The organism is uncultured Methanobrevibacter sp. (assembly GCF_900314615.1).
Lineage (GTDB): Archaea > Methanobacteriota > Methanobacteria > Methanobacteriales > Methanobacteriaceae > Methanocatella.
Genome location: NZ_OMWA01000014.1, coordinates 17699 through 36248, shown reverse-complemented (window position 1 = coordinate 36248; position 18550 = coordinate 17699). Strand labels below are relative to the sequence as shown.

The 18550-nt window shown below is 35.0% G+C and carries 4 protein-coding genes; all 4 read left to right on the top strand.

Annotation, left to right across the window (positions count from 1 at the left end; all coding sequences use genetic code 11):
* The first annotated feature begins 32 nt into the window (after positions 1–32).
* The 4 genes from QZN33_RS05840 to QZN33_RS05825 all read left to right on the top strand — a co-directional run bounded on the left by QZN33_RS05840 (position 33) and on the right by QZN33_RS05825 (position 18443).
* On the top strand, positions 33–10322 hold the full coding sequence (locus QZN33_RS05840) for an Ig-like domain repeat protein (RefSeq protein ID WP_296790016.1): 10290 nt from the start codon (positions 33–35) through the stop codon (positions 10320–10322).
* Positions 10323–10467: 145 nt separating this feature from the next.
* Positions 10468–10800 (top strand): hypothetical protein, encoded by a 333-nt coding sequence (locus QZN33_RS05835; RefSeq protein WP_296790015.1) that lies wholly within the window; start codon positions 10468–10470, stop codon positions 10798–10800.
* Between the two features lie 160 nt (positions 10801–10960).
* Positions 10961–13183 carry a right-handed parallel beta-helix repeat-containing protein gene (locus tag QZN33_RS05830; RefSeq protein ID WP_296790014.1) on the top strand — a complete coding sequence of 741 codons (2223 nt, stop codon included), beginning with the start codon at positions 10961–10963 and terminating at the stop codon, positions 13181–13183.
* 142 nt (positions 13184–13325) lie between these two features.
* Positions 13326–18443 (top strand): Ig-like domain repeat protein, encoded by a 5118-nt coding sequence (locus QZN33_RS05825; protein ID WP_296790013.1) that lies wholly within the window; start codon positions 13326–13328, stop codon positions 18441–18443.
* Positions 18444–18550: the final 107 nt, after the last annotated feature.

Here is an 18550-nt window from a genome sequence, read left to right as displayed (position 1 = left end):
TTATTTAAAAAAACATTGAATCGAGTGATTGAATGAAGAAAATTAATAAAAATATTTTTATTTGTGCACTTTTGGTCGTAATGATGCTATTTTGCATCAGTACGGTCAGTGCAGAAGATAATGCACTTGATAACAATTTAGCTAGCTCTGATGCTGGTGATGTTATTAGTGCAAGTGGAGATACTATCTATGTTGATAGTTCTTCGACAAGTGACGACGAACAAGGAACGGAGAGTAGTCCTTATAAAACAATTTCTTCCGCTGTTAACTCAGATAAGGTTACTGGTGGAGAAACTATTTTTATAAAAAATGGAAACTACTCTGAAAGTAACACTATAACTTTCACTAAATCATTAAGTCTTGTTGGTGAAAGTCAGGATGGTGTAAAAATTACTGGTGCTGCAAAATCTTTATTCAGTGCAGTAGAACCTTCTATGGCTCTCTCTTTTAAAAATTTAACTATTTTAAATGCGGGTACTGGTTCTAATGCTGCAATGAAATTTACTTATAGTTCACATAATATTACTATAACTGATTGTACATTAGATAACTGTGTAAGCAAATGGGGTTCTATTCAGTTAGGAGCTGCAGGAACTGCAACTGTTTCAAACTGTAAAATTATAAATTCTAAAGAAGCAACAAGTGCAGGATGCAGTGCAATTTATATAAGTGGTTCAGCAGATGTTGAACTTAAAGATGTTTTAATTGACAGTCCTAGATACACTCTATCCTCTTCATACTCTTATGGTGCTATTTATATTAAAGAAAGTGCAAAAGTCACCATGGTAAATATGACAATTGTTAATGCTACTGGACAATCTAGAGGTGTTATCTACAATTGTGGAAAATTAAACATTTCAAAAAGTACTTTTGCAAATAATAGTTTCACAAAATATAATACTCAATCATGTGGTATAATAACTAACGCAAATAATGCTGAATTAACCATTGAAGAAACAGAAATTGTTAATAATACTTGTGTAGATTCTGTATTTGTTAATGTTGGAGCAAATTCAAAAACTACAGTCAATTACTGTAATATTCAGGACAATGATGCTAGCGCTATTGCAAATACTGTGGGTACTTTAGATTTGGAAAACAACTACTGGGGATCTAATGAATTGCCTGAAAATGTAACTGCAACTGTTTGGGTAGTTGAAGATAACGGTGAATACAAATTAAGTAATGGAAATGCATTAGAAAAAGAAATTCCTGGCCTTTCCAGTGAGGAACCTGCTCCTGCTGCTAAAATCATTTATGTTTCAGATAAAAACGGTAACAATGACAATGATGGTTTAAGCAAAGAAACTGCAGTTAAAACTGTTGCAAAAGCTATTGAACTTGCAACTGAAGGTCAAATTGTAGTATTGGAAGGTACCTATAAAACTGGTAATTTAGGATCTATCTATGATAACCTGACTATTACCGGTGAAGGTAATGTTATTTTTGATGCTGACAATAACGGAAGAATTTTATATGTCGGTACAGATGCAAATGTCCTTTTGGAAAATATTGTTTTAACTAATGGATACATTTCTTCTGATGAAAGCGGTGCATTACTTGGAAACTCAGGTAATTTGACTATTAAAAACTGTACTTTAGCTAACTCCACTTCTTCCAAAAACGGTGGAGCAATATACAATGCTGCTTACCTGACTGTTATTGATTCAATATTTGAAAACAATAAAGCAAGCCAAAACGGTGGAGCAATATTCACTCAAAATGCAGGCATTGGAATTTCTCCTGAATTACATGTAGAAGGAACCACTTTTACTGAAAACAGTGCTGGAGGAAACACCAACTTTGCTGGAGGAGCAATATTTGCTCAACAAGCTGGTAAATTTGAAATTATAAATTCCGACTTCATCTCCAACTCCGCTAATTCATATGGTGGAGGAGCTATTGAAATCGTAAACACTAATGTTGCAACCATTACTGGTTCTACATTTACCAAAAACTCTGCTAAAGGTGAAGACTCAGACAGTAACTATGGTGGAGGAGCAATTAGTTTTATTGGAGCTTATTCTGATAAAAAAGAAACTTTGACTATAACTGACTCATTATTTGAAGACAACACTGTTGACGGTTTAGGTGGTGGAGCAATTTACGTAAGAACTTCCACCGTAAACGTTGCAAACTCTGTTTTAGTAAACAATAATGATGACTATGACTATGCAATTTATTCAAGAGTAACCAGTATGGTTACACCTACTGTAAATGCAAACGATAACTGGTGGGGATCCAGTGAATCACCAAAAGAATTAGTATCAAACAAAGTAACCTTAAACAGGTGGGCTGTCTTAACAGTTTCAAATGACACTGCATTTGCTGAAGGTGAAAACGTAACTATTACTGCAGATATTAATTCATACACAACAGGTTCATCCACTGGTAAATTGACTAATCCTATTTCAGTACCTCGTGACGTAACCATTGAAACATCTGCAGGAGAAATCAAAGGCGTAATGGAAAACGGTGAATTCTCAACTGTTTACAATGTTCCTGCTAACTTAAAAGTTGTAGATGTTATTGTGGACTATCAAAAAGAAAACTTATTCCTGGTTTCCACTTCAACTGTAGTTCAACTTGATAATGTATCTGCTAAAAAAGGTGAAAGACCTCTCTACACTATCAATGTAACTTCAAGTGATGGAACAATCATTAACCAGGGTAATGTTGAATTATTCATCAATGAGGAATCAATTGCAGTTTTAGCTGTTGAAAACGGTACTGCAAAAGGCAAATTTGTAGTTTCATTAGGTAACGGTAATTATGATATAGTTGCTAAATACACTGATGAAGAAGGATTATTCGAAGAAAACTTCGGTACCGCTACATTAAAAGTCAGCGGAAACAACAACTACATTTACAATTCCAACTTCCATGACTTCTTTGATGAAGACGGATACATGTACACTGATATTCCATTCACTTCCCTAACATTCAGGGATGCATTCAATGCAGAAACTTTAGGAATCGATAAAATAACCATTACTGCACCAATGTCATTCAGCAGATACTCATCCAGTCATGCTGTATTCAATAACATTACATTTGACATCTTATCCGATGATGTAACATTCACAAGATTTACAATTAATCTTGATGGAGACCACGGTGCTGCTGTCAATGTCAGAGGTGACGGTGTAACATTAAGTTATTTAACTGTAAAATATGAAACTGAAAAAGATACTGAAGCTAATGCTGTAAATGTATATGAAGCAGATAATGTTAAAGTAACTAATCCTACTATCAACTTTGTAAGTAACTCTGTTGGAACTGAAGGATACACTCAGCATGCTATTCAAATCCGTGATTCAACAAATGTTGCTGTAAGCGGAGGAACCATAAACTCTAAATTGCCTGCATGTGATGTGGATTTCGCTTCATCAGGTATTGATCAAGATTTAATCTTAGCAATCGGTGCTCAAGACAGTGAAAACGTTACAATTTCCAATGTCAAAGTAACTACTGATGTGACTGCTGCTAATGGAGACTATCCAACTGTTGATTCAATAATGGCTGTTGGAGTAACTAATTTATTAATCAGCGGAAACACAATTACCCAAAATGACTTCTCAACTCAGGGTGCAGGATACTCCAATGCTGTAGACTTGTACAGCTGTAATGATGCTCAAATTGTAAATAACAAGATTACTGTAAACTCTACTGCAGGTGAAGACGGTGCAGGTACAGCTTATCCAATTCAACTTACAGGTCCATATGAGGGTCTTTTAATTGATGGAAACACTTTAAATGCAGTCAGTAACGGCCCTACATTAGGTATTTACTCACAAAACTATATGGGTGAAACCGATATTACTGTAACCAATAACTTCATTAACGTAACCGGTCTTGCAACCAGTACTAATGTATATGCATTAGTTTCAGGTATGGAACTTCAAGATACCAATGCTAAAATATACAATAACACTGTACACTCTCAAAGTACTGGTGCTTATGACGAAAACAATAACTTATATGGAATAAGCTATGCTCAATGGACTTCAGGTGACCATACATTCGATATTAGGGACAATGCAGTGTTCACTGATGGGGCATATGCGGTCTACTTCTTACATGCAGTTGACTCAAATGTAATCGGAAACGATTTACATGCTCAGGAGCTATGGGGTGACGATGCAGCTATCATTAAAGACGGTTCAAACAATGTAATCAGAAACAATGTACCTCCTTACGCTGCTGAAATAATCATTTCCGCTCCAAATGCATTCAAAGGATTTGAATATGTAATCACTGTAGCTGTTACAAATGCTACTGAAGGAAACGTAACATTAAAAGTAAATGATAAAGAATTCAAAGATTTACCAATTGTAAACGGTACTGTATCACAAGTAGTTGACTTCGCTGATTTAGTTGACGGTATTAACAATGTTACTGCAATCTATGCAGGCAGTGAAACTGTCAACACTGGTGAAAACAATGCTACATTCATTGTTGTTGACGGTGTAATTACCAATTCCACATTCTACAACTACTTTGATGAAAAAGGATACTTATTACCTACTCCTGAAGGAGCAACCTTAGACTTCCAAGGACCATTCTACGGCGCTCAATACAGTGTTTACATTGACACACCTGTAAATGTAATTTCATCTAAAGCTGCTAACGGAACTGGAGTATTAGGCAATTACAATGAAGATTTAATTGGTACTGCTGTATTTGACAGTAACACTACCAACAAACAATGGGTAAAATTCAATGTTATTGCTGGCGGTGACCATACCAATATTACTGGCATCAGCATAATCAATGGTGACTTGTTCATCCAAGGAGCTTCATATGTTACTGTAGACAATATCTACATGAAAGCTAATATGACTGGTGTTGGATCAGGTACCGGATTCCTGTCTATCCACTCTAACGCTTACTACACAACCGTTAAAAATTCACGTTTTGAAAACGGTGGAACAGGTTCAAGCGTACTTGTACTGGGTAAAGGAGGTAAATACGCTACATTTGATAACAATGAATTTGAAATAACCGGTTCATCAGGTAACGTTTTATCCTCAAATGTTTTTGTTGGTGCGGGAGAACTTCCTCAGTTTGTAAACTACACAAACAATAAAATTGTCAGTCATGTTGCTGCTTCCGGATTCATGTACGGTATAACTGTATGTGGTGAAGGCAACATCATTGAAAACAACTCCTTAATCAACTTTAAAGGTAATGGAATTATTAACCAATATGGTGCAACCTCAACCAAAAACATATACAGAAACAACACCATAACAGGTGGAGGATCAATGCAAATCGGTACTTACAGTCTTGTTGAAAACAACGATGTTTCTGAAGGTTCTTTAACCGTAACCGAAGGATGTACTTTTGTCAACAATACTGCAAAATCATTAACAATCAGTGGTAAAAACGTTGTTGCAACTGACAACACAGTTTTAACCACTGTAACTATTGCTGCAGCTGCTAAAAACACAACATTTGAAAACAACACTGTAAAAGGTCTTTTAACTGTTAATTCAAATGAAAACAGAATTGTTGGAAATGTCATTTCATCTGAAACTGATTATGCAATTGACCTTAAATCTACCTCAAACAATACTGTAACAAATAATAAATTGGCTAGTGCTGATAAATTAGGTGATGAAGCAGTTAAATATGCTGAAGGTAAAGACAATACTGTTGTTCGCAACGGCGGTAACGCAGTAATCGATATTGATGTTAAAAATGCATTCATTGTTAATAACAATACTATTGCAATCACTGTTTTAAATGCTACTGGAAATGTAACTGTTAAAGTTAACAATAAAGAGTTTGTAGAAGTACCTTTAGTAAACGGTTCTTTAACTATTGAATTAAACAGCACTGATTTCATTGCTGGTGTAAACAATGTAACTGTTACCTACAATGGTGATGATTTCGTCAACGTTGGAACCGAAAATGCTACTTTCATTGGTTTGGACAATGTTGTAACTGAAGATGTATTCTTTGATTACTTCGATGATTCAGGATTCTTAAAATCAGATGTTCCATTCGGTGATTTAATATTTAAAGGTGAATTCAGCAAAGTTTCAGATTACGTGGTTCTTGACAGGCCTGTTAACATTACTGGTGAAGATGCAGTGCTAAAAGATATGGGTATTGTAATAGGTTCCAGTGATGTGAGCATTGACGGTTTGACTTTAACTTCCACAAGCAATTTAGGTTCTTTAATCACTGTAACTGAAAGCGATGTATCCATTTCCAATATGAACATTTCCTACATTGTTCAGGATGGTGATTCTGTTGCTATCGATATTAATGGTGTAGATAATGTAAATGTAACAGACTCTGTCGTTTACGTTGAAACCCATATTACTGAAGACACTAGCTCAGCAAGTGCAATAAATGTGGATGAATCTTCAAATATCTTAATCGACGGAAATGAATTCAACACCAGTTTCCCTGCATTATATGCAAGCAACTATGACTGGGATTACTTCATGATGGGATTAAATACTGTAAATCCTATCAGACTCAGAGCAACCGAAAACATTACATTTACAAACAATAAAGTAAACTCTACTTTAAATGATGTAAGTGCAAGTTATCCAACCGCTCAATCCGTATATATTATCGGCTGTGAAAATGTACTGGTAGATTCAAATGACTTCTATTTCATTGATGAATTTACTCCTCAAGGTGTAGTAGCTTACTTATATGTAATTGATTTCGGATTTGATAAAAACACTACTGTTTCTAACAACAACTTTGATGTGAGAACTGTATCCGGATTAAACGCTGCCGGTACAGCATATGCGCTCCAAGGTGTAGAATCTCAAATTGATATTATTGGAAACAACATTACCACTGTCTCAAACGGTCCTAACTTAGGATTCTACGTTGCTAGTATGATGGGCGGACCATCTGAGGTATACCTTGCAAATAACATTATAAATGTAACTGGTAATGCAACCACTTCCGATCAATGGGCATTGGTATCAGGTATTGAAATCACAAACGGTGACGCAAAAATATATAACAACACTATTTACGCCAATAATGTAGCAGGATACGTGGAAGATGCTCCTGTTCACGGTGTAAGCTATGGTCAGTACATGTACGGTTCCCGTTCATTGGATGTACAGAACAACACTATGTATGTTCAAGGTAAATACACTGTTTCAGTAATTAGTGGAACCAAAGCTAACGTTACAGGAAACACATTATACGCTGAAGAATTATTCGGTGATGATTCTGTTGCTCCTGGTGTGGACGGTATTGTGGAAAACAACACTCCTCCATTTGCAGATATTGATATATTTATTGACGGTCAAACTGCATGGATCGGAACTAACTCCACTATTACTGTAACTGTACCTACAGGAACTGGTAATGTAACTATCGTTATTGGAAATAAAACATTTAAAGAAGTAAAATTAGAAAATGAAACTGTAACTGTTAATGTAACTGCAGAAGACTTAGTTTTAGGCGCTAATGGAATTAATGTAACTTACAACGGAGACAAATATAATTTACCTACTATGTCCACAGGTAACTTACAAGTAATTGACGGTGTAATTACAAATGAAACCTTCAAATACTACTTCGATGCAGACAACAATAATTACTTATTCGATTATGTTCCTGAAAATGTAACCTTAGACTTCCAGGGTTCATTTATCGGCAATGAATTTACTTTATCCATCAACAAACCTGAAAACATTGTTTCAACTACTGGTGATGCAGTATTTGACAGTAACCGTACTAGTGCTCCATGGACAACCTTCAATGTTATTGCTGGTGCAGACCACACTAACATAACCGGTATCAGCATTATAAACGGTAACTTATTCATCAGAGGAGCTTCATATGTGACTGTTGATGATATTTACATGAAAGCTGATAAAAGAGGAGTAGGATCAGGTACTGGATTCCTGTCTATCCACTCTAACGCTTACTACACAACCATTAAAAACTCTCACTTTGAAAACGGTGGAACCGGTTCAAGTTGTGTTGTACTCGGTAAAGGTGGTAAATACGCTACATTTGACAACAATGAATTTGAAATAACTGGCTCATCAGGTAACGTACTGTCCTCAAACATTTTCGTAGGTACAGGAAACAACCCTGAATTTGTAAACTACACAAACAACAAGATTGTCAGTCATATGGCTGCTTCCGGATTCATGTATGGTATTACTGTATGTGGTCAAGGTAACATCATTGAAAACAACTCCTTAATCAACTTTAAAGGTAATGGAATTGTCAACCAGTTCGGTGCTACTTCAACCAAAAACGTATACAGAAACAACACCATAACTGGTGGAGGATCAATGGCTATCGGTACTTACAGCCTTGTTGAAAACAACAACGTAACTGAAGGTTCCTTAACTGTAACCGAAGGATGTACCTTTATTAACAATACTGCAAAAGCTTTAACAATCAGTGGTAAAAACGTTGTTGCAGAAGACAATACCATTTTAACAACTGTAACTATCAGTGCAGCTGCTAAAAACACTACTTTCACTGGAAACGATGTATTTGGTTTAGTCACTGTAAACTCCGGCGACAATACAATTAAAGACAACTTTATTGTTTCATCATCCGAGTTCACAATAGACCTTAAATCAACTCAAAACAACACTGTAACTGATAACGTATTATATGCTGCAGATTTAGTTGGAGATGCATCTGTTAAATATGCAAACGAAAACAACACTGTAAAAGACAACTTCCCAGTTGATCCTGTATTAAATGTTGAAGTTGATGATATTGTTGTTGGTGAAGATGCTGTAATCAATATCAAATTCGCAGAACCTGTTGTCGGAACTGTTGAAGTAATCCTCAACGGTAAAAAATACACTGTAGACGTAAATAACGGTACAGCACAATTAAATGTATCTGATTTACCTGCAGCTAAATATACTGTTGGTGTATACTTTGACGGAGACCTTTTATACACACCAACTGATGCATTAAAAGAATTCAACGTTGAAAAACTCTCAACAGAAGTAAATGTTGAAGTTAGTGAAGCGGTTTCCGGTGAAAATGTAACAGTTACTATCAAAGCTGAAAATGCAACAGGTAATGTAACTGTAACCTCTGATTTAGGACAAGCTACCACCATTGCTTTAGATGAAAATGGTACTGCTACTTTCACTCTTGAAGATGTAATGGCTGGAGATCATTATGTAAGTGTTGTATATGATGGTGATGATGTAAATGATGCTGTAACAGTTACTGTTCCATTTACTGTAGAGAAAAAAGATGCTCCTGTTGTAGTTAAAGCTGATGAGAAAGCTACTGTTGGAGTGCCTACTACTATCAGTGTAGAACTTCCTGAAGCTGCAAGCGGTATGGTTGTATTTACCATCGGTGATGCAAATGTTGCTGTTTCATTGAATATGGGCGATTCTGTAAACTTCACATTCGATAAAGCTGGAACCTATAATATTAGTGCAATGTATTTAGGTGACGATTACTTCAGTGTAAATGCTTCTGAAACTGTAACTATTGAAGTGGCTGATAAAGAAGTTCCTGAAGTTGAAATTAATGTTCCTGAAGACATTAAAGCTGGTGAAAGTGCTAATATTACAATCAGTATTCCTAATGCGACAGGTAATGTATCTGTTATTTCTGATTTAGCACAGTCCACTACAATCGCTTTAGATGAAAACGGTACTGCTGTCATTCCAATTGAAAATGCTACAGCTGGAGATCATTATGTTGTTGTCACATACAATGGTGATGATGAAAATGATGCTGTAACCACTGTTGTCCCATTCACTGTTGAAAAACAGACCACTGATGCAAATATCACACTCCCTACTGACTTTAAAGTTGGAGAAGATACTAATGTGACTGTTTCCATTCCTGGAGCTACTGGTAATGTATCTGTAATTGTTGATGGTGTTGAAACTGTTGTTCCTTTAGATGAAAACGGTACTGCTGTTATTCCAATTGAAAACTTGACTGCTGGTGAACACAGTGTTGTTGTCGTCTATGATGGTGATGATACTCACGCAGGATTCCATAAAGCCGCTACTTTTGCTGCTCCTGTGGTATCCAGTGAATTTGTTAATGTCACTGTTGACGGATCTGGCTTTATTGATGCTGTTTTAGTTGACAGCATGGGCAATCCTATTGCAAACGCTACAGTTGTCTGCAAAATCAACGGTGTTGAAGCAAACATTACAACTGATGAAAATGGTTGGTTCTTGCTGAACAATACCAACAATGCTATTGTTGAGTTCAGCTATGCAGGTACTGATTCCATAGAACCTGCTAATGTGACTATTAACCTGCAGAACATTGCTCCAAGCAAAACAGCTACTGTAATTAACAGCAGCGACTTCACAAAATAAAACCATCTACATCGGTTACAACGGTGTAACATTAAACAGAACAACTGATGCAAACGGTTATGCAGCTGTTCAGATTAACCTGAAAAACGCAGGCTTATACACCTTTGTAATAGTATTCCTGGGTGATGAGAACTACAATGCATCCATGGCAGTACATAAGGTAACCATTAACAAGAAGACTACATCAATATCTGCAAGCGCAAAAACATTCAAAGCTACTGCCAAAACCAAAAAATACACAGTAACTTTAAAAACCATCAAAGGATCATCCATCGATGGTAAAACATACCTCGCTGCAGGTAAAAAAGTCACCCTTAAAATCAATGGTAAAACCTACACAGCAAAAACCAATGCTAAAGGTCAGGCAACATTCAGCCTTAAAATAACTAAAAAAGGTAAATTCACCACTAAAATATCATTTGATGGTGACAAATCCTACGAAGCTTCAAGCAAATCTGTAAAAATAACAATTAAATAGTGGGAATTTATTTTCTCACTAACTTTTTTTCTTTTTTTTAATTCATTTGATTAATTTATAAAGATAACTTTATAAATAATTTAAAACATAATATCTAATACCTTTTAGCAATTTTCAATTTAATTTGGAATTTGTAATTGGGATTATTAAATCTCGGGAGGTGAAAGGTATAGATGATGGTTTGAAATTAATATTTGCATTAATAATTGCTTGTGTTATATTATCATGTTCTTCTGTTTCAGCAATGGACAACACGACGATGTCTGATGTTTTAAAAAATCAAACTGATGATGTTTTAAGTATCGCGGATGATACTCCACTAAAAATCATTGAAGATGAAGTTCCGGATGAACCTGATTTGGTCATGAATAATACGATTTATATTAATTCAGACAATTTTGATGATTATTTCGATGAAGGTGTTTTAAAGTCAATGTGCAGAGATAAGACAATAATCTTTACACAGGATTTTGAAAATCTTGGAAAACTGGTCATTGGTGTTGAAAACGTAACAATTAAAGGCAATGATTTCCAGTTAAAAAACACTGTTTTTGAGGTAATTTCCAATCATGTAACACTTTCAAATCTAAATCTTGAATTGGATAGTGATTTTTCAAACAATGACGGGGCAGCGATTGAAGTTGTATCTGATAACGTATGCTTATCAAATCTCAACATAAACTATGTGGTTCCGACTAATGTCGGTGCATATGGAATTTATGCCGAAGGTCAAAAAAATAAAGCTTTAAAAAATCTTAAGATTATTAATTCATATATTAATTTTGAAGGACACAACAATGATTTAAACGTCTATAATTGTGCATTAAAACTAGTTGATTGTAAAGATGCATTGGTTGAAAACAATACTATTGTTTCAGCTTTACCTCTTAAGGATATTATTTTCGGTGCAGACGGTGCTGAACTTGCATCCGATTTGGTACTGACAGTTGGTATTGAAGGCTGTGACCATATCATTTTTGTAGGAAACAAATTATATTCCGAAGTAAATAAAAGAACAGACTGCAGATATCCTTCACTTGATACCATGCTGATAAGTAAATCAGACAATTCTTTAATTTACAATAATTCAATTTACATGACAGATTTTCTGACATATCCTGGTACTGAAAACTACATTTACGGACTGGATATCTACAATCTGAATAATTTGACAGTTGCTAAAAACAATATAACTATTATAACTACTGGAGGTAAACTGGCAGCAGGTACTGCATACCCTATTCAGATAACAGGACCTATCAGTGATGTTAACATCACAAAAAATGATCTCTATTCATTTTCAAACGGTCCGAATATCGGAATATATTCCCAGAATTTCTACGGGGAAACAACCCTGTCAATTACACAGAATAAGATAAATGTTACTGGGCTTGCAGGAACTCATGAATGGGCTTTGGTTGCAGGAATTGAATCCCAGGATTCAAATTCAATTATTCAGAACAATTCAATCGAAGTTCACAGTGTCGGAGATGTATCTATAAATGATAATATTTACGGTGTAAGTTATCGTCAGTCAACTTCCGGTGATCATCAGTACAATATTCAGAACAATACTGTGCGAAGTGACGGTTTTTATTCCGTTTCAATTATAAGTTCTAAAAATTCAATCGTTTCAAACAATCTCCTGATATCATATAATCCGAATGCTGAAAACAGCAATAACGGATATAAATATTGGGATATAAATAATCATGAAGGTTTGGAATTCTATAATAATCGTGTAGTTACAGCATTTGATTATAATGCACAACAGAACAACAATGTTGACAATGGGGACGATGTTGATTATACAAGTCCGACCAATACCAAAGGAACAACCAATAATATTGACGGAAGCAATATTAAAACTGATAATCCGAATCATTTCAATTTTAATCCGTTGATTCCGGGTTCTTCCAAAACTAATGGTGGAGATGACAAGGACAATCAGCAGACTACACCGTCCGGTGATGATGATTCAAATCAGCAGTCAGGTGAGTCTCAAAATGACGGCAGAGGAAACGGAAAATCATCTGGAACAAGAATGTCTTTACAGGAAGCACTGATGAATTTCATGAACTCCAACACCAACAGCGGTGATGTGAATACCACTTCCTACAACGGACAAAATAATGGTGTTGTTTCAAATAACACTGATGCAAATCCTTCAGATGCCGGTGAAAATTCCGAAGCCAGTCAGTCCAAATCAACTGCAAGTCTGGAACCTTCAGCTGCAGGTGAATCTTCAAGTGTCAGCAAAAAGGTTTATGAAATTGAAGAGAAAAATGAAATCAACAAGTTCATTCCGTCAGTTTTCTTTATAATACCCGTGATTATACTGTTGCTCATTGGAATTAGACGTAAAGAATCCCATTTTGAATAGTTTAGTTGTTTTAAAACAACTCTTTTTCTTTTTTTATAATGATTATTTTAGATACTTTTAAATAATTTCTTTTTCATAAATTAAAACATAATTGATAAATTATTTAATATAAATTAATTTAAACGAGGTATCTAATTTGAAAATGAATAAAGTAATGTTAATATTTTTCATTGCTGTAATTTGTCTGACATTATCCTGCGTCAATGCATCAGACATTTCCTCAGATTCAAACAGCAGCGGTGAAAATTACTTAAGTAGTGATATTAACATGATTCAAGTTGATAATGCATCTGCCTCAACAATTAAAGAGGCATTGGATATAGCCTGCGACAACGGCACTGTCTATTTGTCAGACGGCATATATAAAGGTGATGGAAACTCAAAAATTACCATTGACAAATCCGTCAGCATAATCGGAAGCGATAACACTGTCATTGACGGGCAGAACAGAAATTATCTATTTATAGTTTCAGATAACGTCAACGTCAGATTTAAAAACATTAAATTTGTAAATGCGTATAAATCTCCTGAATCATACTATGCTACTTATAACAATAATGTATACGGCGCAGCAATAGATATAAAAAATGCTACAGTAACAATTGAAGACTGCACATTTGAAAACAGTGTTTTGCATTATGGAAGTGTTGATAAATATATTTATGGTGGTGCAATAAGCAATTTCGGTGATTTGACTGTTGTAAATTCAAATTTCGTAAACAATACTGCACTTTCCACATCCGGACTTTTTTCATATGGAGGTTCCATTTACAATAAAGGTAAAGCGGTTATCAGAAATTCATCATTTTCCAAATCAAAAAGCATTGATTTCGGATATGGTGCAGCAATAGCCAATGATGGAGTTTTATTCTTTGACAATGGGGTTATTCAAAACTCCGTTGCACTTCAGGAATGTAAAGGATCAGCAATATACAATGCAGGAAACTTTACATTAACAAATTCCATCATCAAGGACAACTCAATCAGAAGGTCAAACTTCAACACAGTTTTTGGTGCAGTATATAACGCAGGACTCCTGACAGGGTATGGGAATATCTTTAAAAACAATACTGCCGTTTATGAAAGTGGTGTAACAAAAGGATCTCCTAATATCTACACTAACGGAAACCTTAATCTGACTTATAACGCATTTATAGATAACTATTGTCATGACGATATATCAAGAGATGTCTATGTAAACGGAGGAGACATCACATCTCTGGAAAATAACTGGTGGGATACAAACAACAATCCTTATGAAGATGAATTAAGGGTAAATGTGGATGAGTTCAGCTCATGGATAATGTTTAAAGTAACTCCTGACTATTCAAAATTAAATATTTCACAAATCATTACATTAAAAGCATTTCTAACAAACAATATAGACAATATAGCTCAAATAAGTCTGCTTCCGGATTTCAATGTAACTTTCAGCACAAATCAGGCATCCTATAAAAAACAGCTTGTAAACGGCAATGCCAATTTCATTTTCAATTATACTCAAAACAAAGGACTGTATGAAGTTAACGTTGATTTGGAAGGTTTCACCCAGAGAGCACTTGTGGATGTGGGAAAAGTATTAACAGAAATTCGGTTCAACGTTTCAGACAACATCACCTACAGGGATAATTTAACAGTTGACGTAGAAGTAATCTCACCAACCGGCATTCCAACCGGAAATATTCTGTTAAAGATTGACGGTAAAACATACATTCTCAATTTAACTGACGGCAGGGCATCAGGCGAAATATCAGGTTTAATTCCAAAGGACTACAAAATGGAAATCATCTATGATGGTGATGAAAACTATTTCAAGGCATTCAATGACACTACTGTTCATATTCAAAAGCAGTCAGTAGATTTAGCTTTAACAATTCCTGAAATCAAAGTGGGTCAGAGGGGAACCGCAATAGCTACTCTGCTTCCAAGTGGAGTTCAGGGTCAGGCAATTCTATATATTGACGGAGTCAGGAAAAAGATTGTTTATTTATATAACGGAAATACCAGCATTGCCTTAAACAACTTTGCTGAAGGCCAGTACAACATAACTCTTGAATTTGCTGAAACAAATTACTATTACTCCAAAAAGGCCAGCGCTGTTTTAAATGTAACAAGATATGAAACAGAAATCAACATAACTGCCGGTGATATTCATGTCGGTGAAAATGCCACTGTAACAGTTTCAGTCAGTCCTGCAACTCTCAGGGGTGAAGCGACACTGATAATCAACGGAGAGAGCAATGAAATATTCATTGATGATACTGTCACAAACATTACATTATCCAACCTGGCGGGAGGACAGTATAACGTTACTTTAATATTTGAAGGAGATTTGAGATATTATCCTGTAAATGTTTCAACTTCATTCAATGTATTGAAAACACCTTCCTCTTTAACAGTTGACGTTCATCAAAATGAAAATGATTTGAATGGTACAATTACTGTTAAAACCACTCCAAATACCTGCAGCGGTGTTGTTGGCGTTTACGTAAACTATAATGTTTATTATTTGAATCTGACCAAAGGATCCTGCGAGTTTAAAGTCACATTTGACAAGGGAACAAATTATATCTTCGTATTTTATGAAGGGAATGAAAAATATGAAGGCGCAACCTGGAATACAACTTTGGGAATTGACGATGAGTTTGTATTCATCGGTGAAAACTCAACAGGATATCAATATAATGACTTTAACTATTCAATCAGATTAATTGAACTGACCGGTATTCCAATGCCTAACAGAGAGGTTTCAGTCAGCTTCAACGGAGAGGTATTCAACATTACTACCAACGATGACGGGTACGGTTATTTCAAATTGAACCTGCCTTCAGGCACTTATAATATCACAGTAACCTATAAAAACTCAACAATTTCAAATACAATAAAAGTAAATGACGTTAACTTCAATCTGACAGCAGACAACATTTCATATGGTGATATTGAGATTATCAAAGCTGAATTTGCAAAAGGAATTGAAGGAAAAGTCAGATTCATTATAGAAAACAATCTTGAAGTAATATGTGATATAACAGATTCAAAAGCACAATATGATCTTTCAGGTTTAAAAGCCGGTAAATACACTGTAAAAGCAGTTTACTTTAACGATTTGATAAATATTACTCAATCAAACACATTTGAAGTTTCAAAATCCGATTTGGATTTAATAGTTGACATTCCTGCCGCTACACCTTACGTTGATCAGATTATCACTGTAGGCGGTTTGAAAAATGCAACTGGAACTATAACATTTGTTGTAGGCTCAAAAACATATCAGGAAAAAATAACTGACGGCAAAGCTGTATTGAACTTGTCCAAATTAAATGAAGGAAATTATTCAGTTGATATTTCATATGGTGGAGACGGCAATTACAATCCTGTGAGTCAAAAAGTTTCATTTTATGTTAAAGAACAAGCATCCGATTTAAACATATCCGTTAAAAGTGCACCTTATGCTGATGATTTAATTGCTGCTGCTGATTTAAACAGTGATGCAACAGGAACTGTTCAGTTCATCATCGGTGATTTAACAAAAGAGGTAACAATTGCAAACGGAAAGGCTGTTTATAATTTCAAAGGTCTTGACGCTGGAAATTACAATTTGACTGTAAAATATTTGGGAAATGATTACTATATTGACTCTTCAAACTCAACTTCATTTTCAGTATATAAGGCAAATTCTACAATCTCAATGTATGTAAAAGAAGTTGCATTAGGTGAAAACATTAGAATCTATGCTGATTTAAGTCCAAATGCTACCGGAAGCTTATCATTCAGTATGACAGGTTATTTCTCACCAAGAAACAAAGCGATTTCAGATTCCGTTGCAACATGGTATATTGCTCCTATGGATACTGGAGAATATGAGGTCATTGCAAGATATGCAGGTGATAAGAACTATTACTCATCTGATGCTACATTTATTTTAAATGTCACTCAGAAAAAATCTCTCATGAACGTTGAAATCAATGATGTCACCATTACAGAAAGAGTAATGTGCAGAATCACATTGTATTCAAATGACGATGAAGCTTTAAATTCAACAGTTGTTTTAAAAGTCGGAACAAGGTCATATAATATTGATGTTAAAAATGGTGTAGGGTCTATGGTTTTAGGTAGAATGGCTGCAGGCAACTACACCTACACTGTAACATATGACGGAAATGAAAACTACACTCCGGCCAGCTATAACGGCATTTTTAGGGTAGTTGAAAGTTATCTGGATGCTAATTTAACTGCAAACGATTTCACAAAATATTACGGGGGCAGCGATAAAATGGCAATAATTCTTAAAGATTCAAATGGAAAACCATTTGCAAATCAGGATATAACTGTTAAAATTGCCTCAAAACACTATGAAGTAACAACCAACAGCAAAGGTATTGCATATGCTGATATTAATCTTGCTTCCGGAGACTACATTGCTGAAATCACATTCTCAAGTAACGAAAGATACAGAAGCATTTCAGCTAATGTCAGCGTAAGTGTTCTGCCGACCGTTGAAGGAATGGATGTCGTAAAACTCTATGGTACTGCTACACAGTATTTTGCAATATTCACTGATTCAAAAGGTAAGGCTTTATCTAATGCAAAAGTGACCTTTAAGATTGGTTCCAAATCATATAGCATTTCCACACTTCCGAACGGTATTGCAAGAATCAACATCAACATCAATCCCGGAACATACACAATTTCCTGTAAAAATCCGGCCACCGGAGAGTCATTATCCAACAAAATTGTAATCTACAGCAGGATAATGGAAAATAAGGATGTATCTAACTATTATGGAGCTAAAACAAACTACAAGGTCAGAATCTATTCAGATAATGCAACTCCTGTCGGTGCAGGTAAGACTGTAACATTCAAGGTAAACGGCAAGACATACAAAGTCAAAACAGATAAAAACGGTTATGCTAAACTTGCTGTTAAACTGCCTGCTAAAAAATACACTGTAACTGCAAGCTACGGTAAAGTTAAGGTATCCAATAAGATTACTGTTAAAAAACTATTGTCTGCTAAAAACATCTCTAAAAAGAAAAGCAAAACCACTAAATTCAGTGCCAAACTTGTAAACAGTGCAGGCAAAGTCCTTAAAGGTAAAAAGATTACCTTCAAAATCAACGGTAAGAAATACATTGCCAAAACAAATAAGAAAGGAATAGCTACTGTTACTATCAAAATGAATTTAAAGGTTGGTAAACATAAAATCAAGTCAGTTTACGGCAAGACTTCAATAACAAATACCATAACTGTCAAAAAATAGAAGTTTTTAACTAAACTTCTTTTATTTTATTTTTTTATGGTAGATTACTTTATTTAATTTGCTGATTTTTTAATTCAACTTTAATTTTATCATCAAAACGATTTATT